19 protein-coding genes are annotated in these 22,420 nt (G+C 72.9%); 16 read left to right on the top strand and 3 right to left on the bottom strand.

What is annotated here, in order from left to right; translation table 11 throughout:
- Positions 1-13 precede the first annotated feature (13 nt).
- The 16 genes from R2J75_RS07185 to R2J75_RS07260 all read left to right on the top strand — a co-directional run bounded on the left by R2J75_RS07185 (position 14) and on the right by R2J75_RS07260 (position 19,415).
- Positions 14-430 (top strand): rhodanese-like domain-containing protein, encoded by a 417-nt coding sequence (locus R2J75_RS07185; protein WP_316411414.1) that lies wholly within the window; start codon positions 14-16, stop codon positions 428-430.
- A gap of 118 nt (positions 431-548) precedes the next feature.
- Positions 549-1,667 carry a permease gene (locus R2J75_RS07190; RefSeq protein ID WP_316411415.1) on the top strand — a complete coding sequence of 373 codons (1,119 nt, stop codon included), beginning with the start codon at positions 549-551 and terminating at the stop codon, positions 1,665-1,667.
- Between the two features lie 58 nt (positions 1,668-1,725).
- Positions 1,726-2,229 carry a hypothetical protein gene (locus R2J75_RS07195; RefSeq protein WP_316411416.1) on the top strand — a complete coding sequence of 168 codons (504 nt, stop codon included), beginning with the start codon at positions 1,726-1,728 and terminating at the stop codon, positions 2,227-2,229.
- A gap of 213 nt (positions 2,230-2,442) precedes the next feature.
- A complete protein-coding gene (locus tag R2J75_RS07200) occupies positions 2,443-3,951 on the top strand; it encodes a M16 family metallopeptidase (RefSeq protein ID WP_316411418.1) in 1,509 nt (502 codons plus the stop codon).
- Complete coding sequence (locus R2J75_RS07205) at positions 3,951-5,423, top strand: M16 family metallopeptidase (RefSeq protein ID WP_316411419.1); 1,473 nt, start codon at positions 3,951-3,953, stop codon at positions 5,421-5,423. Before R2J75_RS07200 ends, R2J75_RS07205 begins: the two co-directional genes overlap by 1 nt.
- A gap of 8 nt (positions 5,424-5,431) precedes the next feature.
- Positions 5,432-7,183: a protein-disulfide reductase DsbD family protein gene (locus R2J75_RS07210; protein ID WP_316411420.1), complete on the top strand. Its 1,752-nt coding sequence runs from the start codon at positions 5,432-5,434 to the stop codon at positions 7,181-7,183.
- A gap of 13 nt (positions 7,184-7,196) precedes the next feature.
- On the top strand, positions 7,197-8,171 hold the full coding sequence (gene trxB / locus R2J75_RS07215; RefSeq protein ID WP_243333669.1) for a thioredoxin-disulfide reductase: 975 nt from the start codon (positions 7,197-7,199) through the stop codon (positions 8,169-8,171).
- A gap of 16 nt (positions 8,172-8,187) precedes the next feature.
- Positions 8,188-9,120, top strand: coding sequence for a LysR family transcriptional regulator (locus R2J75_RS07220; RefSeq protein WP_243333671.1), 933 nt, complete (start codon positions 8,188-8,190; stop codon positions 9,118-9,120).
- Positions 9,104-9,424 (top strand): thioredoxin, encoded by a 321-nt coding sequence (gene trxA / locus R2J75_RS07225; RefSeq protein WP_243333674.1) that lies wholly within the window; start codon positions 9,104-9,106, stop codon positions 9,422-9,424. Before R2J75_RS07220 ends, trxA begins: the two co-directional genes overlap by 17 nt.
- A gap of 40 nt (positions 9,425-9,464) precedes the next feature.
- Entirely contained in the window at positions 9,465-10,175 is a 711-nt protein-coding gene (locus R2J75_RS07230) for a response regulator transcription factor (RefSeq protein WP_243333676.1), read from the top strand.
- 230 nt (positions 10,176-10,405) lie between these two features.
- Positions 10,406-13,390 carry a TonB-dependent receptor gene (locus R2J75_RS07235; protein WP_316411421.1) on the top strand — a complete coding sequence of 995 codons (2,985 nt, stop codon included), beginning with the start codon at positions 10,406-10,408 and terminating at the stop codon, positions 13,388-13,390.
- Positions 13,391-13,453: 63 nt separating this feature from the next.
- Positions 13,454-14,587 (top strand): TlpA family protein disulfide reductase, encoded by a 1,134-nt coding sequence (locus R2J75_RS07240; RefSeq protein ID WP_243333680.1) that lies wholly within the window; start codon positions 13,454-13,456, stop codon positions 14,585-14,587.
- Between the two features lie 111 nt (positions 14,588-14,698).
- Positions 14,699-16,240, top strand: coding sequence for a sensor histidine kinase (locus tag R2J75_RS07245; RefSeq protein ID WP_243333683.1), 1,542 nt, complete (start codon positions 14,699-14,701; stop codon positions 16,238-16,240).
- A 9-nt stretch (positions 16,241-16,249) separates the two neighbouring features.
- Positions 16,250-16,531 carry a hypothetical protein gene (locus tag R2J75_RS07250; RefSeq protein WP_243333685.1) on the top strand — a complete coding sequence of 94 codons (282 nt, stop codon included), beginning with the start codon at positions 16,250-16,252 and terminating at the stop codon, positions 16,529-16,531.
- Between the two features lie 64 nt (positions 16,532-16,595).
- The gene (ercA, locus tag R2J75_RS07255; RefSeq protein WP_316411422.1) at positions 16,596-17,762 is read left to right on the top strand and encodes an alcohol dehydrogenase-like regulatory protein ErcA; all 1,167 of its coding nucleotides are present in this window, start codon (positions 16,596-16,598) and stop codon (positions 17,760-17,762) included.
- Positions 17,763-19,415, top strand: coding sequence for a hybrid sensor histidine kinase/response regulator (locus R2J75_RS07260; protein ID WP_243333690.1), 1,653 nt, complete (start codon positions 17,763-17,765; stop codon positions 19,413-19,415). It abuts the gene before it with no gap.
- A 2-nt stretch (positions 19,416-19,417) separates the two neighbouring features.
- Here the strand turns inward: R2J75_RS07260 and R2J75_RS07265 are convergent, their stop codons facing one another.
- The 3 genes from R2J75_RS07265 to R2J75_RS07275 are packed head-to-tail and all read right to left on the bottom strand — an operon-like array spanning position 19,418 to position 22,253.
- Entirely contained in the window at positions 19,418-19,912 is a 495-nt protein-coding gene (locus tag R2J75_RS07265) for a DUF523 domain-containing protein (protein WP_316411423.1), read from the bottom strand.
- Entirely contained in the window at positions 19,909-21,375 is a 1,467-nt protein-coding gene (locus tag R2J75_RS07270) for a hypothetical protein (protein ID WP_316411424.1), read from the bottom strand. Before R2J75_RS07270 ends, R2J75_RS07265 begins: the two co-directional genes overlap by 4 nt.
- A complete protein-coding gene (locus R2J75_RS07275; RefSeq protein ID WP_243333695.1) occupies positions 21,372-22,253 on the bottom strand; it encodes a hypothetical protein in 882 nt (293 codons plus the stop codon). The genes R2J75_RS07270 and R2J75_RS07275 overlap by 4 nt, the downstream gene beginning before the upstream one ends.
- Between the last annotated feature and the right edge of the window lie 167 nt (positions 22,254-22,420).

The following is a 22,420-nucleotide window of genomic DNA, read 5'->3' on the forward strand; positions in this document are numbered from 1 at the left end:
AAAGGAGGCCGCCATGGCGGACGGCGCGCGACCGGGCATGGTGATCCAGGGGCTGTGGTTCCTGGGGCCCCGGGAGGCCCTGGAGCAGCTCAGCGCCGGCGCGGTCCTCGTGGACCTGCGCAGCGACGCGCTGGTGGAGATGAAGGCCTTCTCCGTGCCCCGCCTCGTGCGCGTGCCCCACCTCCAGGTGGCGGAACGCGCCGGCGACCTGCCCCGGGCGGTCCTGCTGATCCTGGCCGACGCCTCGGGGGTCTACACCCGGGCCGCGGCCCGGACGCTCCTGGCGGCGGGCTTCGACCGGGTGGCCTGCCTCAACGGGGGCATGCTGGCCTGGGACCAGGAGGGCCTGCCCCTGGTGACCGATCCCGACGCCCTCCTCCACGGCGACTGCGCCTGCGTCATGCGGTCCCGCAAGGACCGCCGCCCCTGACCGGAGCCCCCAGGGCACCCCTCCGCCGACGGGGCGGCCACGGGGGTTGACAGATATTTCGATAGAACTAGAATTATGGAAACAATGGGCCGGTGCCCGTCCTTTCCAGGGAGTTTCCATGCGCATCGTTCGACGTGAATCCAGGGCGGTCCTGACGGAGGCCTGCTGCGGCGGGGCGGGGGGCTGCGGCTGCTCGGTCCCGCCCGCCGGGGCGGGGCGGGGGCTCGCGGATTGGGTCCGGTGGGCGCCTCCGGTCCTCGCGGCGGGCGTGGCCCTCTACCTGGGCCTGGAACCCCTGGCCCGGTTCCTCACCGCCCGCGTCCTGGGGCTGGACCCCGCCTCGCGCCTGGGCGGGGCGGTGGCCTTCTTCCTCTACGACGCGCCCAAGGTGCTCCTCCTCCTGGGCGCGGTCACGTTCGCGGTGGCCTTCCTCCAGAGCTTCCTCGACCCGGCCCGGACCCGGGCGCTCCTGGCCCGGCGCCGGGGCGCGGCCGGCAACCTCCTGGCCAGCCTCTTCGGCATCCTCACCCCCTTCTGCTCCTGCTCGGCCGTGCCCCTCTTCATCGGGCTCGTGCGGGTCGGCGTGCCCCTGGGCGTGACGTTCAGCTACCTGGTGGCCGCGCCCATGATCAACGAAGTCGCGCTGGTGCTGCTCCTGGCCATGTTCGGGTGGAAGCTGGCCCTGCTCTACGCGGGGACCGGGGTGGCCCTGGCGGCCGCGTCGGGGTGGATCCTCGGGCGGTTCGACCTCGCCTCGGCGGTGGAGCCCTGGGTGGCGGAGGGCCGGGCCGATTCCGGGACGGCCCCCGCGGGGCCCCTGGGGCTGGCAGTCCGCTTGGACCGGGCCCTGGCGGGCGCCCGGGAGACGGTGGGGAAGGTCTGGCCCTACGCCCTGGCCGGCATCGGTGTCGGCGCCTTCCTCCACGGCTACATTCCCGAAGGCCTCCTGGCGGGGTTCATGGGGCGCGGCTCCTGGTGGACGGTGCCCCTGGCGGTCCTCATCGGGGTGCCCCTCTACGCCAGCACCGCCGTGGTGCTGCCCATCGTCCAGACCCTGCTGGCCAAGGGGGCCGCGCTGGGAACCGTCCTGGCCTTCATGATGGCGGTGACGGCCCTGTCCCTGCCCGAGGTGATCCTGCTCCGGCGGGTGCTCCGGCCGCGCCTCATCGCGCTGTTCCTCGGCGTGGTCACCGTGGGCATCATCGGCGTGGGGTGGCTCTTCAACGCGCGCCTGTAGCCGCCGGAAGGGGAACGGGGGGATAATGGATGTTTCCCCTTCAATCGGAGCCTCCGCCTTGACCCTGCGTTCCTGTTGCCTGCTCTGCATGTTGGCCCTGCCGGCCCTGGCCCAGGTGGAGGGGACCTGGGACCTGGTCCAGGCCCCGGACCTGGAGGCGCAGGTGGCGGCGGCGACGAAAGGCCTGCGCCCCGCCGAAGCGGACCGGGCGCGCCGCCGCCTTCAGGTGGTCCGGGCGGCCCCCCGGAGAATCACCCTCCGCCACGCGGGGGGCCGGTTCCACGCCGAAGCCGAGGGCGAGCCCGCCCTGGACGTGCCCGACACGGGCCGGGCCGTGCCCTGGACCGGGCCGGACGGCGGGACCTACCTGGCCGCGGTCCGCCGGGAAGGGAAGGCCCTCGTCCAGACCCTGATGGGCGAGGACGGCATGCGCGCCTGGACCTACCGCCTCGAGGGCCTGGTCCTGAGGGTGCGCGTGGAGAGCAAGGGGCTGCTGCTGCGCCGGCCCCTGGTGTACACCCTGGTCTACCGGCGCGCGCCCGCGGAGGGCGGCCGCCGCTGAGGCTGCGCTTTCCGGCCCGGGACCCGTGGCGGACCGAGTCTTTAAATGAGGTGAATGAACGGGTTGCGTTTCAGTCGAAGCGCTCTTAAAACACCCCGGAAACTTCACCAAAGATCTCGTTGCCGCCCGTCCGGAAGCGGAAAACCATCAAGGGAGCGGCGACCCCGTCCACGCCTGGACTTCCGGGCCCCCCATCCCACAGTCGGAGCGAGCATGAACGGCTTCATTCAAGCGGCCGCAGCGGCAGCGCTGTGCGCCTCCCTGGCGGCGCAGGCCCCCCCCATCCTGGAGCGCACCCTGCCCAATGGCTTCCAGGTGCTGCTCGTGGAGCGCCATGACGAGCCGTCCATCTCCTGTGGGTGGGTGGTGCGGGCCGGAAGCGCCAATGAGCGGCCCGGCATCACGGGCGTGGCCCACCTCTTCGAGCACATGATGTTCAAGGGCACCCGCACCATCGGCACCCGGGACGCGGTCCGCGACGGCGAGCTGAACCGGAAGCAGGACGAGGTGATGAAGACCGTCCGGGAGGAACAGGCCCTCCTCTGCGAGCGCCTGCGCCGCGGCGAGATCCAGGACCTGCGGGACCCCGCGGCGCGCACGCCGCGCCTCCAGGCCGCCCTGGCGGAGCTGGACGCCCTGGTGAAGGCCCAGCGCGCCCTCATCGTGAAGGACGAGCTGCCCAAGGTCTACGGCCAGGCCGGGGCCACGGGCCTGAACGCCAACACCACCACCGACCGCACCTTCTTCCACATCGATGTGCCCGCCAACAAGCTGGAGCTCTGGGCGTGGCTGGAGTCCGACCGGCTCCTGGACCCGGTGTTCCGGGAGTTCTACAGCGAGCGCGACGTGGTCCTGGAGGAGCGCCGCATGCGCGTGGAGGCGACGCCCACGGGCCGGGCCATGGAGACCTTCCAGGCCATGCAGTGGCAGGCCAGCCCCTACAGCTGGCCCGTCATCGGCTGGCCCAGCGACATCTCCAGCCTGACCCGGGACCAGGCCGACGCGTTCTTCGCGACGTACTACGCCCCCGGCAACATCACGCTCATCCTGGTGGGCGACTTCAAGGCCGAGGAGGCCATGGCGACCCTCACCCGCTACTTCGGGCGGGTCCCCGCGAACCCCGTCCCGCCGCCGCCGGTCACCGTGCTGGAACCGCCCCAGGGCGGGGAGCAGCGCCTGACCGCCGATGTCGAGGCCACCCCCTTCGTGCTGATCGCCCAGAAGGCCGTGCCCTCCGTCCACCGGGACGCCGCGGCGCTGGACATCCTCGCGGCCATCCTGAACGGGGATTCGGGCCGCCTGAAGCGCGCCCTCGTGCAGGGCCGGGGCGCCGCCATCGAGGCGGGCTGCGGCTTCGAGGGCCAGAAGTACGGCGGCACCTTCCGCCTCTACGCGGCCCCGGTGCCCGGGAAGGGCCCGGAGGAGCTGGAGGCCCTCCTGCTCGACGAGATCCGGGCCGTCCAGGACCAGGGCGTCACGGACCACGAGCTCCAGAAGGTGAAGAACCAGATCGCCGCCTACACGTACCGGCGCATGGAGCGGAACGGGGACCTGCGGGACCAGCTCGCCGAGGCGGTGTCCGCCGGCACCTGGCGGGACTTCCTGGCCGAGCCGGAGCGCCTCCAGGCCGTGACCCGCGAGGACGTGCAGCGGGTGGCCCGGACCTACTTCGCCCGCGAGGGCCGCAACACCCTGGTGGTCCGCCGGAAGGAGACCAAGTGATGTACCGCCCCCTCCTCCTCGCCCTGGCCGCGGGCCTGGCGCTGCAGGCCCAGGCCATCCCGCCCCGGCCCGAGGCCATCGCGTTCAAGCCCCTCGCCTTCACCGTCCCCAAGGCGGGCGCCTTCAAGGCCGCCCTCTCCAACGGCATCCCGGTCTACATCGCGGACGAGCCCGGAGGGCTCCCCCTCGTGCGGATCCGCGTCTTCATCAAGGGCGGCTCCTACCTGGATCCCGCGGGCAAGGAGGGCCTGGCCGCCCTCGCCGGGGCCCAGATGCGCGCCGGCGGCACCCGCCGCACCCCGGCCGCGGCCCTGGACGAGCGGCTCGAGTTCCTGGCCGCCGACCTCCAGGCCCAGCTGGGCGAGACCTCGGGCTCCCTCGCCCTGGACATCCTGGACAAGGACCTGCCGGAAGGGCTGGACCTGCTCATGCAGGTGCTGACCCAGCCGGCCTTCGCCCCGGAGCGGCTGGCGGAGGCCAAGCGCGCCCTCCGCCAGGGCCTGGCCTCCCGGAACGACCGGCTCGACACCATCGCGGGGCTGGAGATGCCGCGCCTCCTCTACGGGGAGGGGCACTTCACCCGCGCCGGGGCCACCGCCGCGAGCGTGGACGCCATCACCCGGGAGGATCTGGCGGCCTTCCACGCGCGGCTGCTCCACCCCGCCAACCTGGTCGTTTCCGTCTCCGGCAAGTTCCAGCGCAAAGCCATGCTGGCCCGCCTCGACGCGACCCTGGGCCGGCTCACGGCCGGGTCCGCCGCGCGGGTGAGCCCCGCGGTGCCCGCCCCGGCCTACCGGGCCAGGCCCGGCATCTACGTGATGGACAAGGCGGTGCCCCAGAGCCTGGTGCGCTGGAGCCTCCCGGGCCTGCGCCGCACCGACCCGGACTGGGCCGCCGCGACCGTGCTCAACCGCATCCTGGCCGGGGGCGACTTCACGGCCCGCCTCACCAAGAAGATCCGCAGCGACGAGGGCCTCACCTACGGCATCGGCGGCGCCTTCGGCGACGGTCCCTACTGGCGGGGCAACTGGAGCGGCCAGTTCCAGACCCGCAACGCCTCCGTCGCCTACGCCCTGAAACTCTTCCTGGCCGAGGTGGAGCGCATCAAGCGCGAGCCCGTGCCCGCCGAGGAGCTGGCCTCCATCCAGGCCGGGATCGTGGAAGCCTTCCCCGCCCGGTGGGGCCGGAAGGCCGGCGTCGTGGACCTCTTCGCCAGCGAGCGCCTGGTTGGCTGGCCCGAGGACGGGTGGGCCGACTACCGCGCGCGCATCCAGGCCGTCACGGCGGAGGATGTGCAGCGGGTGGCCCGGACGTACCTGGACCCCGCGAAGCTGGTCCTCCTCGTGGTGGGCAAGGCCGACGAGGTCCTGGCCGGGGACCGGGACCATCCCGGCGCCCTCGCGGACGTGGCGCCGCTCCCCGTGGTGCGCCTGCCCCTGCGCGACCCCCTGACCCTGAACCCCCTTTCCTGAGGTCGTCCATGCTCCTGTCCCGTTTCCTGCCGGTCCTCCTCCTCGTCTTCGCATGGGCGGGCCGGGGCCTCGCGGCCGATCCCAGGATCGGCGTCGCCTTCGAGAAGGGCGAGGTCGTCCTCACCGTCCCCAAGGGGACCCACATCAAGAAATCCTTCACCGAGGTGCGCCTGGAGGGCGCCGGCCGGATCCAGGCGGGGCCCCTGCCCAGGGCCGACGGCAAGGACGAGCTCGGCGACGACGTCTTCCACGGCATCGTGCGCATCCCCGTGGCCGGCCAGGGCCTCCAGGGGGAGGCGCGGCTCGTGGTCACCTACCAGGCCTGCACGGAGGGCGAGGGCGGCAACTGCTACCCGCCCACCGACGTGCCGTTGACCGTGAGGGCCGCGGACCTGAAGCCGATGCCGGAGCCCAAGGCGAAGGCCGGGGCCGCTCCGGCCCAGGCCTCCCCGGCCGCCGCGGCCTCCCCGGCTCCGCAGGCCGCGCCCGCCCCTGAAGCCGCACAGCCCGCGCCCGCCGCGGCCCCCGCCCATGCCGAGCCCCCCGCGCCGGCCGCCAAGGATAAAGGCTTCCTCCTGGGCCTCCTCGTGGTCTTCCTGGCGGGGCTCGGGGCCTCCCTCACGCCCTGCGTCTACCCCATGATCCCCATCACCATGGCCATCATCGGCGCCAAGGGCGGCGGCAGGCTGAAGGGCTTCTCCCTCTCCTTCGTCCTCGTCCTGGGCATGGCCGTCACCTACACGGTGCTGGGCGTCGTCGCGGCCCGGAGCGGCGCCACCTTCGGGGCCTTCGCCCAGAAGGCCGCCTTCCTCGTGCCCGTGTCCGCGCTCTTCGCGGTCTTCGCCCTGTCCCTCTTCGGCGCCTTCGAGATCAGCCTGCCCCAGGGCCTCCAGAACCGCCTCCAGGGCGGCGGCCCCCGCAAGGGCTACGCCGGCGCCTTCTTCATGGGCCTCGTCCTGGGTCCCCTGGCCGCGCCCTGCGTCGGCCCCATCATCGGCACCGTGCTGGTGGGCATCGCCCAGAAGGGCAGCATGGTCCTGGGCGGCCTGCAGCTCTTTGTCTTCGCCCTGGGCATGGGCGTGCTCTTCATGGCCGTGGGCACCTTCAGCGCGGGCCTGCCCCGCAGCGGCGACTGGCTGACCCGCCTCAAGCACGTCATGGGCCTGGTGGTCCTGGGCTTCGCGGCCTGGAACGTGCGCTTCGTGGTGCCCGGATGGGCCAACTACGCCCTGTGGACCGCGACCGCCCTCGCCGGCGCGGCGGTGTTCGGGGTCTTCGAGGCCGCGGAGGGCCTGGCCGCCCAGGCGCGCAGGGCCCTGGCCGCCGTCCTCCTGGTGCTCGCCGCGGTCCTCGCCCTGAAGGCCGTGGAGACGGGCCTGGACGTGCAGCTCCTGCCCGCCGGAGGCGCCGCGCAGGCCGGGAAGGCCGAGGCCTCCGCCTGGGGGACCGATTTCGAGAAGGCCCTCGCCGAGGCCAAGGCCTCCCGGAAGGTGGTCCTCCTGGACACCTGGGCCGTGTGGTGCGCCCAGTGCAGGGAGCTGGACGAGAAGACCTGGCCGGATCCCGAGGTGACGGCCTGGATCAAGGCCAACGCCATCGCCGTGAAGGTGGACGCCGACAAGGTGCGCCCCGACCTGGCGAAGACCTACGCCATCCGCAGTTTCCCCACCGTGATCCTGATGGACGCCGAGGGCCGGGAGATCCGGCGCAGCCTGGGCTTCCGCAAGCCGGCCGAGATGCTGGCCTGGCTACGCTCCTGAACCCGAGGTCCCCATGTCCCAACCGGTCCGGAATGTCCTGATCATCGGCGGAGGCCCCGCCGGGTACACCGCCGCCATCTACGCCTCCCGGGCGGGGCTGCAGCCCCTCCTGCTGGAGGGGCCCCAGCCCGGGGGCCAGCTCACCATCACCACGGACATCGAGAACTTTCCCGGCTTCCGGGACGGCATTGCCGGCCCGGAGCTGATGGCGACCCTGCGGGCCCAGGCGGAGCGCTTCGGGACCGAGATCCTGGCCGCCACCGTGGCCTCGGCCGATCTTTCGGCCTGTCCCTTCGCCGTGGAGACGGACCAGGGCCGGGTCCTGGCCGAGACGGTCATCCTCGCCACGGGCGCCTCGGCCAAGTGGCTGGGCCTGGGCAAGGACGAGGCCCTGAGCCGCGCCGGGGGCGGGGTCTCGGCCTGCGCCACCTGCGACGGCTTCTTCTTCCGCGGCCGGGAGGTGGCCGTGGTGGGCGGGGGCGACACGGCCCTGGAGGAGGCGCTGTACCTGACGCGCTTCGCCACGCGGGTGCACCTGGTGCACCGCCGGGACGCCTTCCGGGCCTCCAAGGCCATGCAGGCGCGGGCCCTGGCCCACGAGAAGATCACCCTCCACTGGAACAAGCGGGTCGCTGACCTCCGCACCGCCCGGGCCGAGTTGGCCGGGGGGGCCCAGGAGCGGCTCGAGGCCCTGGTGCTGGAGGACACCGTCACCGGCGCCACCAGCCTCCTGCCGGTCCAGGGGCTGTTCGTGGCCATCGGCCACCAGCCCAACACGGCCTTCCTGGGCGGCCAGCTGCCCGTGGACGCGGGCGGCTACCTGAAGGTGGAGCCGGGGACCTGCCGCACCGCCGTCGAGGGGGTGTTCGCCGCGGGCGACGTGGCGGATCCCACCTACCGCCAGGCCATCACCGCCGCGGGGCGGGGCTGCATGGCGGCCCTCGAGGCCGAGCGCTGGCTCGCCGAGCGCGAAGCGGCCGTCTGCTGAACCCCGGGGGCCGGCCATGCACTTCGCCGATCTGGAAATCCTCCTCTGCATCGCCCAGGAAGGCCGCTTCACCTGGGCGGCCCGGAAGCTGAACCGGTCCCAGCCCGCGGTGAGCATGGCCGTGCGCCGCCTGGAGGCGGCGTTCGGCGAGCGCCTCCTGGGGCGGAACTCCCACCGGGTGGTGCCCACCGAGGCGGGGCGGCTCGTCCTCGCCATGGCGGAGCGGGTGCTCCAGCTCCGGGAGGCCACCCAGCGGGGCCTCCGCAACCTGGAGGGCGGCGGGCGCGGCCTGCTCCGCATCGTGGCGCCGGAGCTCCTGGCCACCTACCTGCTGCCGCCCCTGCTGGAGGCCTTCCACGCGCGCGCGCCGGGGGTGCGCATCGAGGTGGTGCAGGGGCCCTCGAGCGACGTGCTGAAAGGGGTGGCCGACGACGACTTCGACTTCGGGTTCCTGGCCTTCGCGCCCGGTTCGGGGGATCTGGTCCACCGCTCCCTCTTCGTGGACCCGCTCATGCTCTGCGTTCCGCCGGGGCATCCCCTGGAACGCCTGCCGAACGTCACCTGGGCCCACCTGCGGTGCTGGCCCCTCATCGCCCACTCCCGGCCCACCCCGACGCGCCGGCGCCTCGAGTTCCAGCTGGAGCAGGCGGGAATCGGGCTGGCCAACGCCATGGAACTGCCCTCCCTGGAGGCCATCAAGCACTTCGTGGCCGCCGGCGCGGGCATCGCCATCCTGCCCCGCCTCTGCCTGGAGGCGGAGCGCGCCGAGGGGCGCCTCGCGGCGATCCCCCTGCCGGGCGCCCCCATCGCCCGGGACATCCGGGTCGTCCACCGCCGGCAGCCCCGGTGGTGCCCCGCCGCCCGGGCCTTCCAGGACCTGCTCCTGGCCCGGTTCGCGGCCCATCCCGCCGAGCAGGACACGAGGAGAGACCATGTCGAAGCTTGCTGAGATCACGGACGCCGGATTCCGGGAGGCCACCGCCCAGGGCTGCGTGCTGGTGGACTTCTGGGCCCCGTGGTGCGGACCCTGCAAGGCCCTGTCGCCCGTCCTGGAGACCGCCGCGGCGGAATTCGGGGACAAGGTCCGCATCGTCAAGATGGACATCGACGCCAACCCCGACACGGCCACGGACCTGGGGATCATGTCCATTCCCGCCCTGGTGCTCTTCCGGGACGGCCAGGTCGCGGCCCGCACCGGGAATCCCGGCGGCCTCTCCGGCGTGAAGGCCTTCCTGACGGCCTCGCTGGCCTGATTCCGCCCCGCGCCCCGCGGGGTGTGCTTGAATGGAGCCCATGAGCCCTGCCACGCCACGGTCCCGGAGGATCCTGCTCGTCGAGGACGAGCCCGACATGGGCGCCATGGTGAAGGCGAACCTCGAGGCGGAAGGGTTCGCCGTGGCCTGGGAGACCAGCGGGGAAGGCGGCCTCGCGGCCCATGGCCGGGAATCGGCGGACCTGGTGGTCCTGGACCTGAACCTTCCCGGCATGGGCGGCTTCGAGGTGCTGGCCACCCTGCGGCGCCGCGCCGACAAGGTGCCGGTGATCATCCTCACGGCCCGCTCCGGCGGGGAGGACCGCGTGCGGGGCCTCTCCTCCGGGGCGGACGACTACGTCACCAAGCCCTTCGCCATGCTCGAGCTGGTCGCGCGGATCCAGGCGATCCTGCGCCGCTCCGAGCCGGAGGCCCCGTTCCAGCGCACGGCGCGGAGCGGCCCCTACCGCATCGACTACCTGCATTTCACGGTCTTCCGCGGCCGCACGGACCTGGGGCTGGGCCTCAAGGAATTCCGCCTGCTGGAAGTGCTCGTCGCCCATCCCGGGCGCGTGCACAGCCGCGCCGACCTGGTGAACCTGGCCTGGGAGGCCGACGCGCGCCCCACGCTGCGCACGGTGGACCGCCACATCCACGCGCTCCGGAAGAAGCTGGGGGATTCGGACGAGAACCCCGCCATCCAGACCCTGGAGCGCGAAGGCTACCGGTGGACGCTGCCGGTGAAGCGCTGACCCTTCGGCGGGTCCCGGAGGGCCCGTGAAAAGCCCGGCTTGTGGGGCGCGCCGCGGGCTTCGTGCCGACGGCAAACCTTCTTTTCTCATGGTTTAATGAGGGACTGGCTCCTGCTTAAAACCAGCGCCGTCATTTCACTTGAAATAATCTTGAGGATTTGCCACAGGACCGTGACCATGGCCTCAAGCCCTCGGCCTCAACCGAACCTCACCTCCCAAGGAGCCATGCCATGATCCGACCCGACCGACTGGCGGGCCTAGGAAAGCTTTGCTGCATCCTGGCCGCCGCATCCCCCTTCCTCCTCTCCCAGAGCGCTTCCGTCGGCAACCTCGCCGGGACCGTCGCCGGGCCCGGCCGCAAGCCCCTGGCCGGCGCGGTCGTCCAGGTCGACACCGGCCGCGGCATCCGGGAAGCCCGAACCGGCGAGGACGGCAAGTTCTTCTTCGCGCAGCTGCTGCCCGGCACCGTGAAAGTGCGGGTGACGGCCCCCGGCCTGGCGACCTTCGCCTCCCAGGTGACGGTGGTGGCCAACCAGAACACGGTCCTGGCCGTGCCCCTGAGCCCCGTGGCCGAGGCCCGGGTGGAGGTGGTGGCCGTGGCCAACCGCGAAGTGGGCGTCGACCCCACCGTGGCCGCCACGGGCGTCAACTTCGACTCGGCGACCATCGCCAGCCTGCCCCTCATCGGCTCCGACCCGTACGCGGCCGCCCTCGTCACCCTCCCGGGCACCCCCAGCGGCGGGTACAACTTCCACGGCTCGGAGGACGGCGGCAACGCCTACACCATCAACGGCGTCGAGTCCCGCTCCGCGGGCGGCGGCACGCAGCTCCTGCCCCTGAACCCCGACCTCATCGAGCAGTTCAACGTCCTCACCGGCGGCATCTCCGCCAAGTACGGGCGCTTCGTCGGCGGCGTCGTCAATACCGTCACCAAGAGCGGCAGCAACACCTTCGAGGGGTCCGCGCGCCACGACCTGACCAGCAACTCCTGGAACGCCCTGCCGCGCCAGTCCGCCTACACGACGAGCATGCGCGTGCCCCGCCGGGTCACCGACGTCCAGTCCTACACGTTCCTGGGCCCCATCATCAAGGACACCCTGTTCTTCGCGGTGGGCTACAAGACCACCACGCCGAGCACCACCACCGTCGTGACCGGCTCCGTGGGCAGCGGGCTCTTCAAGCCCTACCTCTTCACCTCCACCTCCACGAGCGAGTTGAAGGACATCCGCCTGGACTGGCAGATCAACGGTTCCAACAAGCTCTCCGGCTCCTGGAGCCGCTATGTATCGTCCAGCACGGGCCCCACCAACGGGCGCGGCATGTCGACCATCGAGACGGGCGCGGGGCCCAGCCGCTCCGAGAAGTCCTACAAGTCGGTCTCGTACACGAGCATCCTGAGCCCCTCCCTCCTGCTCGACGTGATCGCCAGCGAGACCCTGACCAAGTCCGGCGGCCCCGGAACCGGCTCCCCCGGCGGGGACGACGTCGTGACCTGGATCGACACCAAGGGCGCCGGCAACGGCGACCGGTACGACAACGGGGTCGTGGCCCCGATCCGCCGCCAGGAGAAGATCCGCACCCTGGGCGCCAACCTGGCCTGGAACAGCGCCCAGCACGCCCTGGAGACCGGCGTGCAGTACTACCACAGCCGCATCGACTCCATGGGCAGCTACGCGGGCGCGGACGGCAGCTACCTGGCCATGACCCCGAGCCGCGCCGAGATCCGCTTCTACGGCTGGACCGTCGCGGCCCCGCCCTCCATGGACCGCCTCTACCGGAACCTGGTTCGGGACAGCTCCAGCTCCACCAAACTCGTCCTGTTCGATCCCCTCCAGGGCGGCGCGGACACCCACATCCTGGGCCTCTACGTCAACGACGTCTGGACGATCGACAACCACTGGTCCGCCAGCGCCGGCCTGCGCTTCGACCGCAACGAGGTCAAGCTGGATCCCGAGGGCGACAAATTCACCGCCTCCATCCTGACGCCCCGCCTCTCGGCCTCGTTCGACCTGAACGGCGACCGGAAGCACGTGTTCTCCCTGGGCCTGGCGGAGTACTCGGGCCAGTACAACGTCTCCACCTTCTCGGCCACGAGCGTGTCCAACACCGTCCCCGTGCGCCTGTACAAGTACTACGGCACCGGCAACGGCAGCGACGCCCTCAACGCCGACGGCACGATCAACTGGAACGTCTGGGGCAAGTCGGCCACCCAGCTCGGCGCGGCCAATCCCTACCTCGCCTCCACCAACCCCCTGACGAACCGCAAGGTCGTGGCGGATCCCGACACCAAGGCCCCGCGCTCCCGGGAGGCCACCCTCTCGTACCGCTACACCGACAACGTCCAGTCCCTCACCGCCACCCTCCTCCACAAGGTCCAGGACAACTACGTCGGTCTCCGCTACCTGGGCGCCGCCGGCACCGCCGCGGGCCAGGCCAGGCAGGAGTACTTCACCGACAGCGGCATGAAGACCCGCTACCAGGCGCTGGAAGTCCAGTACAGGCGCCAGGTCATGACGGACCTCCAGGCCGGGGGCAACCTGACCTGGTCCTACACCCGGGCCAACGCCGGCCAGGGCATCGGCAACAGCACCCGGAACCAGTACGGCGACTTCATCTCCAATGACCTGCTGGATCCCTCGGGCCCCCAGCCGGGGCAGTGGTCCTCCTCCTCCACGCCCTTCACCGCCCACCTGGACGTGGCCTGGACCCATGATTTCGGCAAGGCCGGCAAGGCCACCGTCTCCCTCCTCGGCCACTTCTGGTCCAAGTCCTTCAGCGGCTACCGCTCGTACTCGGGTCCCACCACCGCCGAGATCCAGAGCTACGGCTACTCGGATTCCGTCACCCGCGTCTACGCCGGCGAGCAGCTGTGGTGGCCCGAGCAGTACCGGTTCGACCTGCACCTGGGCTACGAGGTGCCCCTCTACCGCAAGGTGTGCGCCTTCGCGGCCCTGGATGTGACGAACCTCTTCAACCACATGCAGCCGATGTACGTCTACCACGCCACGGCCCTGACGGACGGGACCCGCACCTTCGCGCCCTACGATCCGTCCATCGCCGCCGCCTACCCCACGTGGTGGTCCAACCCGGCCCTGCGGCCGGTGGCCTACAACGCGCCCAATCCCAGCAACAACCCCTACATCATGGCCGACGGCCAGGTCGGGGACTACACGGCGCCCCGCAAGATCCAGGTCCGCCTCGGCTTCCGGTTCTAGGTCCTTCCATTCCCAACCGGCCGGGCGCCTCTGGCGCCCGGCCGCACCCCCTCGAAAGCACCCATGCGTTCACTTGCCCCTCTCTTTCTTCTCCCCGCGGTCCTGACGGCCCAGGCCCCCGCCGAGGACGCCAAGGCCATGGTGGCCCGCTACACCCTGCTCCTGAAGGCCTATGGCCAGAAGGCCCAGGACGCGTCCGCCCGCAACCAGCGCCTCCCCCTGGCGGATACCCCCGAGGGCCTGTCGGTGGCCATCGGCCACGAGACGCGCCCGGCTGAGCGTCAGGTCCTCCTCGCCGCGCGCTACCTGATGTTCAAGGCCATGCTCCAGGCCCTCCCCAAGGACCTGCCCAAGGAGGCGGCCTCCCTCGCGAGCACCGTGGAATACGCCACGGGCCTGGAGCTGGCCGGCCAGATCACGCCGGATTCGCCGGCCTTCGACCTCTTCGAGGCCTTCGATCCCGAGGCCATGGGCTACATCGCCTGGCACGCCAGCGGCGGCGGCTTCGTGGCCCAGACCGAGGCCGCGGCGGCCCAGAAGGCCTTCGCGTTCCTGGACGCGGTCTTCGCCCGCCACCCCAACCCGGCCGTGAAGCGCCGCGCCCTGGAGACCGCCATCGACCTGCACAGCCGGCCCCGCATGCTGGCCGAGGTGCGCGCGGACCTGGCCCGCCTCGAGGCCTTCGACCCCCAGGCTCCGGCCATCCGGACGTGGAAGGCCTGGCTCGTGACGGCCGAGAAGGAGGACCTCCTGGTGCCCCGTCCCGGCCGGCCCGTGCCCGCCTTCAAGCTCCCCGACGTGGAGCACCCGGGTGCCTTCCTGACGCCGGCCTCCTTCAAGGGCAAGTACGTCCTCCTGGATTTCTGGGCCACCTGGTGCGCGCCCTGCCGGGGCGAGCTGCCCAACCTGCACAAGGCCTACGCCGCCTTCCACCCCAGGGGCCTGGAGGTGCTGAGCATCTCCAGCGACCGCAAGGCCGCGGACGTGGTCGCGTTCCGCAAGGACAAGGACCACCCCATGCCCTGGCGCCACGCCTTCCCCGAAGGGGAGGCCCGGGAGGCGGTGATGCGGGCCTTCCAGGTGCGCGGCATTCCCCACATGGTCCTCGTCGGGCCCGACGGCACCATCCTCGCCACCGAAGGGCTGCGGGGCGAGGACCTGCAGAAAACCCTGGGCAAATACCTCGGGAACAAGTAGCTTCCTCCCATGGAACCCGTCCGGATCGTCAAACCCCGGCCGCGCTGGCTGCGGCCGGGATCCCGCCCGCGGGCCCACAGGGGCCCGCGGGCTCCGTTCTGGTTCCTGGGCGTGGCCTGGGCCGTCCTCTGCGCCATCCTGGCCGTCATTCCCCACGGCTACGTGCGGGACGCCCGGCAGGCAAGCCTGAACGCCTGGTACACCGCCTCCCATGAACGGGCGACCCGCTTGACGCAGGAATGGGAGCACTGGACCGCCCCCGTGCCCCCCTTCACCCGCGGGGACGAGCCCGAGGTGGGGGCCTGGCTGGCCCGCGAGGCCCTCCTCACGGCCCTGGTGGATGCCGAGACCGGCACGGTGTGGATCCGGGAGGGGGACCACCTCCGGAAGCCCCGGAACGCCGGGGAGCGCCGGGTCCCGGCCGACTGGGCCTGGCGGGCCATGCAGGTCTGCCCGGCCTGGGCGGTGCGGGGCACCCCCGTCGCGGGGCCCATGGCCATCCGGCGGGACCGGGGCTTCGACGCCGGCGTGGGGTGGCTGCCCGGCAACCAGGATCCCCAGTTCGTGGAGCGGGGCAGCATCGTCGCCTACTTCGGCAAGTGGTGCCTGGTGAAGCAGTGGGTGCCCGGCAGCCCCGAGGTGGAGCGCTGGCTCCAGGGCACCCTCGGTTCCGCCGCCACCTACCGGTTCGGGGCGCTGAACCACCGCAGCGCCGGGGGGCACCCGCGGCCCCGGCCCCTCGCCGCCTACCTGGGACGGCCCCAGCCGCCCGACAGCGGCCGGGTGGCCTTCCAGAACCCCGACGAAGCCCCTTTCCTGGTCGACCGGGATCTCAGCACGGCCTTCGGGGGGACCTGGAACGTCTACCTCCAGATGTCGCCCGCGACGTTCCGGGCCTTCCGAGCCGAGGACCTGCGCCGGCGGGGGCTGGCCTGGACCGCCTACGGCCTCGTCGTGGCGGGGTCCGGCCTCGCCCTCGCCGCCGTCCTCTTCACCCGGAAGCGGGAGCGCCGGATCGCGGACCGGCTGGCCTCCCTCACCCACAGCCTCAAGACCCCCCTGGCGGTGCTCCAGCTGCGCTGCGAGACGGCCCTCAACCCCGACCTGGCCCAGGCCGAGCGCGAGGCGCGCCTGCTGGAGATCCGCAACGGGGCCGACCACATGGCCCGGACCATCGAGGCCTGCCTGGAGGAGATGCGCTGCCCCGGCGGGGGGCGGTCCCAGGGCCTGGTGGGCCCGGACTTCTTCGAACGCCTCGACGAGAAGGCCAGCCCCGCCTTCGAGGCCCGGGACCGGGTCCTGGAGGTCTACGCCGCCGGGGAGGCCTTCCCCTGCAGCCCCACGGCCCTCGACTCCGCCCTCTCGACCCTGGTGGAGAACGCCCTCATGCACGGGCGCGGGAGGGTCGAGGTCCACGCCCAGCGGCTGGCGGACCACATGGAGATCCGGGTTTCGGACGAGGGCGACGGCATCCCCGGCCCGGTCCTGGAACACCTGGCGCACCGCCGCGGGGCGCCGGACCGCGCCCGGCGCGAAGGGGGCGGCCTCGGGCTCACCGTCCTCGCGGACCTGGCCCGGGAGGAGGGCTGGGGCCTCGCCTTCCGGGCGGTTCCGGCGGGCTTCGAGGCGGTGATCGACGTCCCCGTCGGTTAGGATGGGCGGATGGAACTGCGATTCAAGGTGGGGGACAGGGTCCGGCTCGCGCCGCAGGCGGTGCTCTATTACGGCGGCGCCCCGGGGTGGGTCCCCGAGGGGCAGGGGGGCGGCACGGCCGGCACCGTGGCCTTCGCGGGGGAGCGCCCCCACCGGCCCGGGGCCCAGCCCAGGCCCTACTACGTGACCTGGGACAACGGGGCCGGCAACAGCTACCGGGAGGAGGACCTCGCCGAGGCCGAACCGCCCCGGGAGGGTCCCACCAACATCCTGCCCTTCGGGCGGGGCTGACCCGAATTTCAGCGGGCATGCGGGCGCCTCTTCGGGTATGGTCTAGGCCATCCTGAGGCCTTCCATGTTCGAGCCGGTGGTCACCGAACTGCGGAAATTCGTCGCCCCCGAATTCCTCTTCGGCCTGGATGCCCGTTTGCAAGTGGGACGCTACGCCCGCACCCTGGGGGCGGGCCGGGCCCTGCTGGTCTCGGACCCGGGCGTGGCGGCCGCGGGCTGGACCGCCGAGGCGGCCGACCTCCTGGAGGCGGAGGGCCTCGAGGTCGCGACCTTCCTGGACATCAGCCCCAACCCCCGGGACCACCAGGTCATGGCCGGGGTGGAGCGCTACCACGCGACCCAGAGCGACCTCATCGTCGCCGTGGGCGGCGGGAGCCCCATGGACTGCGCCAAGGGCATCGGCATCGTCGTGGCCAACGGGGGGAGCGTGCTGGACTACGAGGGCGTGGACCGCGTCCGGGTGCCCATGCCGCCCCTGATCTGCGTGCCGACCACGGCGGGCTCCTCGGCGGACGTGTCGCAGTTCGCCATCATCACCGACGTGGCCGAGAAGGTGAAGATCGCCATCATCAGCAAGGCGGTCGTGCCCGACGTGGCCCTCATCGATCCCCGGACCCTGGTGACGCTGGATCCCTACCTGACGGCCTGCACGGGCATGGACGCGCTGGTGCACGCCATCGAGGCCTTCGTGTCCAACGCCCACTCGCCCATCACCGACGTGCACGCCGCCGAGGCGATCCGGCTCGTGGCGGCCCACCTCCGCGCCTCGTCGGAGCGGCCCGGGGACCTGGAACTCCGGACCCGGGTCATGCAGGCCAGCCTCCAGGCCGGTCTCGCCTTCTCCAACGCGAGCCTGGGCGCGGTCCACGCCATGGCCCACAGCCTGGGCGGGTACCGGGACCTCCCCCACGGCGAGTGCAACGCCCTCCTCCTGGCCCCGGTGGTCGCCTTCAACTTCCCCGCGGCGCCGGAGCGCTACCGCCGGGTGGCGGAGCTGGTGGGCTGCCCCGGGGCCGACGGGCCCGACCCGTCCGTGCGCGAGGCGCTGGTGCGCCACCTGCTGGACCTGCGCACCGCCTGCGGCATCCGGGGCGGGCTCGCGGAGCGGGGGGTGGGCGTCGCGGACACGGCCCGGCTCGCCGCCAAGGCCATCGAGGATCCCTGCAATGCGACCAACCCGAGGCCCCCCGCCCAGGGGGACCTGGAGACGGTCTTCCGGGAGGCGCTGTAGATGGCCGGACGCCGCGACTGGAACGAGATGCGGGACCGGATCATCGGCCTCGGCGAGGACTCGGCCCGGAAGAGCTTCTACCCGGAACTGCAGCAGCGCCTCCGCCAGCTCGAGGAGACCCGGGAGCGCCTCCGCGCGTCCGAGGCCAACCTGGTGGCCGTGTTCAACAGCATCCACGACGGCATCGTCATCCACGACAAGGCGGGGCGCTTCCTCGAGGCGAACCGGGCGGCGGAGGCCCTGTTCGGGCTCCCGCGGGAAGCGCTCCTGGCCAGCACGGTCCTGGACCTCACGTACATCCCCGCCGGGCGGGAGGAGGTCCGGGCCCAGCTCGAGGGTCACTGGGCCCAGGTGGCGGCCCGCGGGTTCCACGTCCTCGAGTGGCAGCTGCTCCGGCCCGACGCCGAGGGGCCCCTGGACGTGGAAGTGACCCTGAGACCCGCCCACTGGTACGGGGAAGAGGCCCTCGTGGCGGTGGTCCGCGACATCACCCAGCGCAAGCAGGCCGAGCAGGACCTCCGCCAGGCCCAGAAGCTGGAGTCCCTGGGCCAGCTCGCCGGCGGCGTCGCCCACGACACCAACAACATGCTGGGGGTCATCATCGGCTATTCGGACATCCTCCTGGAGAACGCCGCCATCCAGGATCCGGTGGCCCGGGCCCAGCTGGGGATGATCCGCCAGGCCGCGCTCCATTCCAGCGAGCTCACCCGGCAGCTGCTGGCCTTCGCCCGGAAGCAGACCATCCAGCCCCGCCGGGAGGACCTGAACCTCCTTCTGGACGAGCTCCAGCGCATGCTGCGCCGCCTCATCGGCGAGGACCGGTCCCTGGTGTGGAAGCCCGCCTCCACCCTCTGGAACGTGTGGGTGGACCCCTCCCAGGTGAACCAGGTCCTCGTGAACCTCGTGGTCAACGCCCGGGACGCCACCCGCCAGGGCGGCGTGATCACCCTGGCCACCTGCAACCAGACCGTGGACCCCGCCTACGCCCGGGCCCACCCGGACGCGATCCCCGGCGACTACGTCGTGGTAGGCGTCACCGACAACGGGGCCGGGATGCCGCCGGAGGTCCTGGACCGGATCTTCGAGCCGTTCTTCACCACCAAGGAGGTGGGGCAGGGCACCGGGCTCGGCCTGGCCATGGTCTACGGCATCGTGCGCCAGAACGGGGGCTTCATCACGGTCTACAGCGCGCCCGGGGCGGGCACGACGTTCCGGCTTCACCTGCCGCGGTTCCGGGATCCGGCCGCCGACGCCGGGCAGGAAGCCCCGGCCGCGCCGCCGCGGGGGGGGACGGAGACGATCCTCCTGGTGGAGGACGAGGAGGCCCTCCTGGCCCTGGGCCGCACGATGCTGGAGGAGGCCGGCTACCGCGTCCTGGCCGTGCCCGCGCCCGAGGCCGCGCTGGTCCTGGCCGCCACGGAAGCGGGGCAGGTGCACCTCCTGGCCACGGACATGATCATGCCGGGCATGGGCGGGGTGGCCCTCTACCAGCGCGTGCGGGCGATGAGGCCCGGCATCCGCGCCCTCTTCATGTCGGGCTACCCCGGCGGCGCCACCTCCGCCCAGGGCGTGCTCGATCCGGGCCTGCCCTTCCTCCAGAAGCCGTTCACCCGGGAGGAGCTCCTGCGGAAGGTGCGGGACGTGCTGGACTGAGGTCAGGACTCCAGGGCCTCGAGGCAGGCCGCGGCGGCCTCCCACTGGCGCTCCGAGAACACGGGGATCCCCGCCGCGCGGAGGCGCGCGGCGGCGACGCCCTGGCCCGGGACCCGGACGCCGGAGAAGGCGCCGTCGTGGATGGCGGCGGATCCGCAGCTCGGGCTGCCCTCCTTGAGCACGGCCAGGACCGCGCCCCCGGCCCGGGCCAGGTCCAGGGTGGCGGCGGCCCCCGCCAGGAAGGGGGCCGTGAGGTCCCGGCCGGCGGGGTCCAGGATCCGGGCCCGGCCCGCCAGCACCTCGCCGCCGTCCGCGCCGCCGGCGATTTCGGCGGGAGGGCGGGGCACCGGGAGACCGCCGGCCACCTCCGGGCAGCACGGGAGGACCCGGCCCTCCCGGAGCCAGCGCGCCAGGACCGGGTGGGTGGGCTCGAAGGCCCCGCCGTCGTAGCGCACCGGCTCGCCCAGGAGGCAGCTGCTGACGAGGACCCGCTTCATGGCGCGACCGGGACCGGCTTGCGGCCCAGCCAGACGGCACGGCCCACGGGGGCCCACTGCAGGTCCGGGAAGAGGAACCTGGGGTTGTAGGCGCACACGTAGGCCAGGCGATCGGCGGGCCCCATGCGGGCGATCCAGGGCCGCCAGACCGTGGGATCGTCGTAGGCGGCGACGGCGCGCCGGTACACGGCCAGGTCCGCGTCGGGCATGAGGGTCGGCTCGAAGCCCAGCACGTAGCGCCAGCGGGCGTGGGGATTGCGGTAGTAGGTGTCGTAGAACACCGCCATGTTGGCGGCGTAGATCACGCCGCCGTCGCCGGGCAGCCAGCCCTGCAGTTCGGGGCGGTCCGCGGCGATGGAGTTGGCGTGGGTGCGTTCGGCCCAGCGTCGGGGATCCGCCGAGGTGACGAGGAGGATGGCCGCCAGGCCCGCGCCCAGGGCCAGGACCAGCCGGCGCCCCGGAGCCCGTTCTCCCAGGGCGGCCAGGGCCGGTTCCAGTTGGCGGGCCAGCCAGAGGGCGGTGGCGGGCAGGCCCCAGTCCAGCCAAAAGCGCGACACCTTGAGACCCAGGAGCCAGCCGCCGAGGGCGAGCAGGAAGATCGGATCGCCCAGGCGGGCGCCCTCCTCCCCCCGCTCCACGGCCCAGAGCAGGGTGACGAGGAGGAGGCAACCCACCAGCCCGCTCCCCAGGGAGGGCCCAAGCTCGGCGGCCACCAGGCCGCCCTGGCCCAGGGGCCCCAGGGCATGGCCCAGGTGGATGAGTTCCCCCGCCAGGAAGGTCACCGGGTGGCCCGTCGCGAGGGCCGCGGCGGCGCAGCCGGCCATCCAGGCCAAGGCCAGGCGCCCCGCCTCCCAGCGGCGGTTGGCGGCGAGGAAGGCGAGGGGGATGAGGGCCAGCAGATACCAGCTGCCATGGAGGAGGGCCGCGACCCCGAACACCAGGGGCGTACCGAGCCACCGCGCCCAGGGGCCGGGCCGGGTCTCCCGGGTCCAGAGACTCAGGAGGACCAGCAGGCCGGCCATGGCCACGAGCAGGGGCCGGCCCAGCATCAGCCGCATCTGCCCGCCGCCGGCGATCCAGAGGAGCACCCAGGCGCAGACCCAGGCTTCGGGCACCCGCATCCAGGGCAGGGGCGCGAGCAGCACGAGGGCGGCCAGGCCCACCACGGAGAGGACGACCAGCCCATGGGCATCCAGCCCGAACCCGGCGTGGCAGGCCCGCAGGAGGGCGTGCCACGCCTGGTGCTGGTCGACGAGGATGCCCGGCCGGAGCACCAGGATCTCGGTCCAGGGGCGGCCATCCACGGCCTGGGCGGCGTGCCGGAGGGCGTCGTCGGTGGGGTGGTAGCCGGTGGCCGCGAGGACCAGCGGCAGGGCCAGGAGGGCCAGGACCACGAGGAGCCCGGTGAGGCGCGCGGCGTGGCGCCGGAGGGCGCCGGCCAGGGTGGGGTCGGGGGCGTTCATCGGGTTCCTCCCCGGGCGGCGCCCGGCAGGGGCCTGGGGTTCCAGCGGCCCCCGGGATTGGCGGTGAAGAAGAGGAGGGCTGCAACGGCCAGGAAGACCGCCAGCACCAGCCGGCGGCGCGGAGCCCGCGCCCCCAGGCGCTGGAAGGCCGGTTCAAGCTCTAAGGCCAGCCACAGGGCCGCGATGGGGTAGCCGGCCGCCAGCCAGAGCCCCGGGGCGCGCAACCCCGCGAACCACGTGCCGGCCGCCAGGAGGAAGGCGGGATCCTCCGCCAGCGACCGGCCACGGCCCTGGGCCGCACGGAGGAGGGCGCAGCCGAGGACGGCCAGCGCCGCCGGGCCCGGGTGGGACGGCGCGAAGGCCTCGCCCAGGCCCGTGAAGGGCCAGGGGGCGCCGGGGCGCAGGAGGGGCTCGCCGAGGAAGGGCAGGACGGCGCCCGTGAGGGCCATGGCCCCGGCGGTGCCAGCCGCCCAGGCCAGGGCCAGGTGGCCCGCCTCCCGGGCGCGGCCCGCGGCGAGGGTGGCGGCCGGGAGCAGGAGGAGCAGGGCGCCGCCCCCCCGGGCCCAGCCCGCCAGGCCCATGGCCAGCGCGGTGAGGGCCCAGCGCAGGCCGGGGCGGGACACCGGCCTGCGCCAGGCGATCGTCGTGGCCAGGAGCACGGCGACGGAGAGCAGGAGGGGCTGGCCCTGCATGGACCAGCCCTGGGCGCCCTCCAGGCCCCACAGGAGCAGCCAGCTCGCGAGCCAGGCCTCGGGCGCCGCCAGCCAGGCCAGGGGCGCCCCCAGGACGGCCACATGAAGGGCTGGACCCAGCCAGGCGGCGCGCTGGCCGGGGCCGGCCGGGGCCGGAAAGCCGCCGAGCCAGAGCAGGGCCGGCATGGCCAGGATGGCCGCGCCCGCGATCCAGGGGATCGCCTGGCCTATGGGGTTTTTTACAGGCGAGGGTGAGGCATCCGTAGGTTGAACCATCTTTTTCCGATCTTGTTCATGGTACTATGCCTTAACCAATAGGACATTCATCATGCCGATCCAGGGGGCGACAACGC

The sequence above is a fragment of the Mesoterricola sediminis genome (assembly GCF_030295425.1).
Lineage (GTDB): Bacteria > Acidobacteriota > Holophagae > Holophagales > Holophagaceae > Mesoterricola > Mesoterricola sediminis.

Bases quoted from the DNA above. Each gene is read 5' to 3' on its own strand.
- R2J75_RS07185 (WP_316411414.1), top strand. From the start codon at position 14: ATGGCGGACGGCGCGCGACCGGGCATGGTGATCCAGGGGCTGTGGTTC.
- R2J75_RS07190 (WP_316411415.1), top strand. From the start codon at position 549: ATGCGCATCGTTCGACGTGAATCCAGGGCGGTCCTGACGGAGGCCTGC.
- R2J75_RS07200 (WP_316411418.1), top strand. From the start codon at position 2,443: ATGAACGGCTTCATTCAAGCGGCCGCAGCGGCAGCGCTGTGCGCCTCC.
- R2J75_RS07205 (WP_316411419.1), top strand. From the start codon at position 3,951: ATGTACCGCCCCCTCCTCCTCGCCCTGGCCGCGGGCCTGGCGCTGCAG.
- R2J75_RS07210 (WP_316411420.1), top strand. From the start codon at position 5,432: ATGCTCCTGTCCCGTTTCCTGCCGGTCCTCCTCCTCGTCTTCGCATGG.
- trxB (WP_243333669.1), top strand. From the start codon at position 7,197: ATGTCCCAACCGGTCCGGAATGTCCTGATCATCGGCGGAGGCCCCGCC.
- R2J75_RS07220 (WP_243333671.1), top strand. From the start codon at position 8,188: ATGCACTTCGCCGATCTGGAAATCCTCCTCTGCATCGCCCAGGAAGGC.
- trxA (WP_243333674.1), top strand. From the start codon at position 9,104: ATGTCGAAGCTTGCTGAGATCACGGACGCCGGATTCCGGGAGGCCACC.
- R2J75_RS07230 (WP_243333676.1), top strand. From the start codon at position 9,465: ATGAGCCCTGCCACGCCACGGTCCCGGAGGATCCTGCTCGTCGAGGAC.
- R2J75_RS07235 (WP_316411421.1), top strand. From the start codon at position 10,406: ATGATCCGACCCGACCGACTGGCGGGCCTAGGAAAGCTTTGCTGCATC.
- R2J75_RS07240 (WP_243333680.1), top strand. From the start codon at position 13,454: ATGCGTTCACTTGCCCCTCTCTTTCTTCTCCCCGCGGTCCTGACGGCC.
- R2J75_RS07250 (WP_243333685.1), top strand. From the start codon at position 16,250: ATGGAACTGCGATTCAAGGTGGGGGACAGGGTCCGGCTCGCGCCGCAG.
- ercA (WP_316411422.1), top strand. From the start codon at position 16,596: ATGTTCGAGCCGGTGGTCACCGAACTGCGGAAATTCGTCGCCCCCGAA.
- R2J75_RS07260 (WP_243333690.1), top strand. From the start codon at position 17,763: ATGGCCGGACGCCGCGACTGGAACGAGATGCGGGACCGGATCATCGGC.
- R2J75_RS07265 (WP_316411423.1), bottom strand. From the start codon at position 19,912: ATGAAGCGGGTCCTCGTCAGCAGCTGCCTCCTGGGCGAGCCGGTGCGC.
- R2J75_RS07270 (WP_316411424.1), bottom strand. From the start codon at position 21,375: ATGAACGCCCCCGACCCCACCCTGGCCGGCGCCCTCCGGCGCCACGCC.
- R2J75_RS07275 (WP_243333695.1), bottom strand. From the start codon at position 22,253: ATGCCGGCCCTGCTCTGGCTCGGCGGCTTTCCGGCCCCGGCCGGCCCC.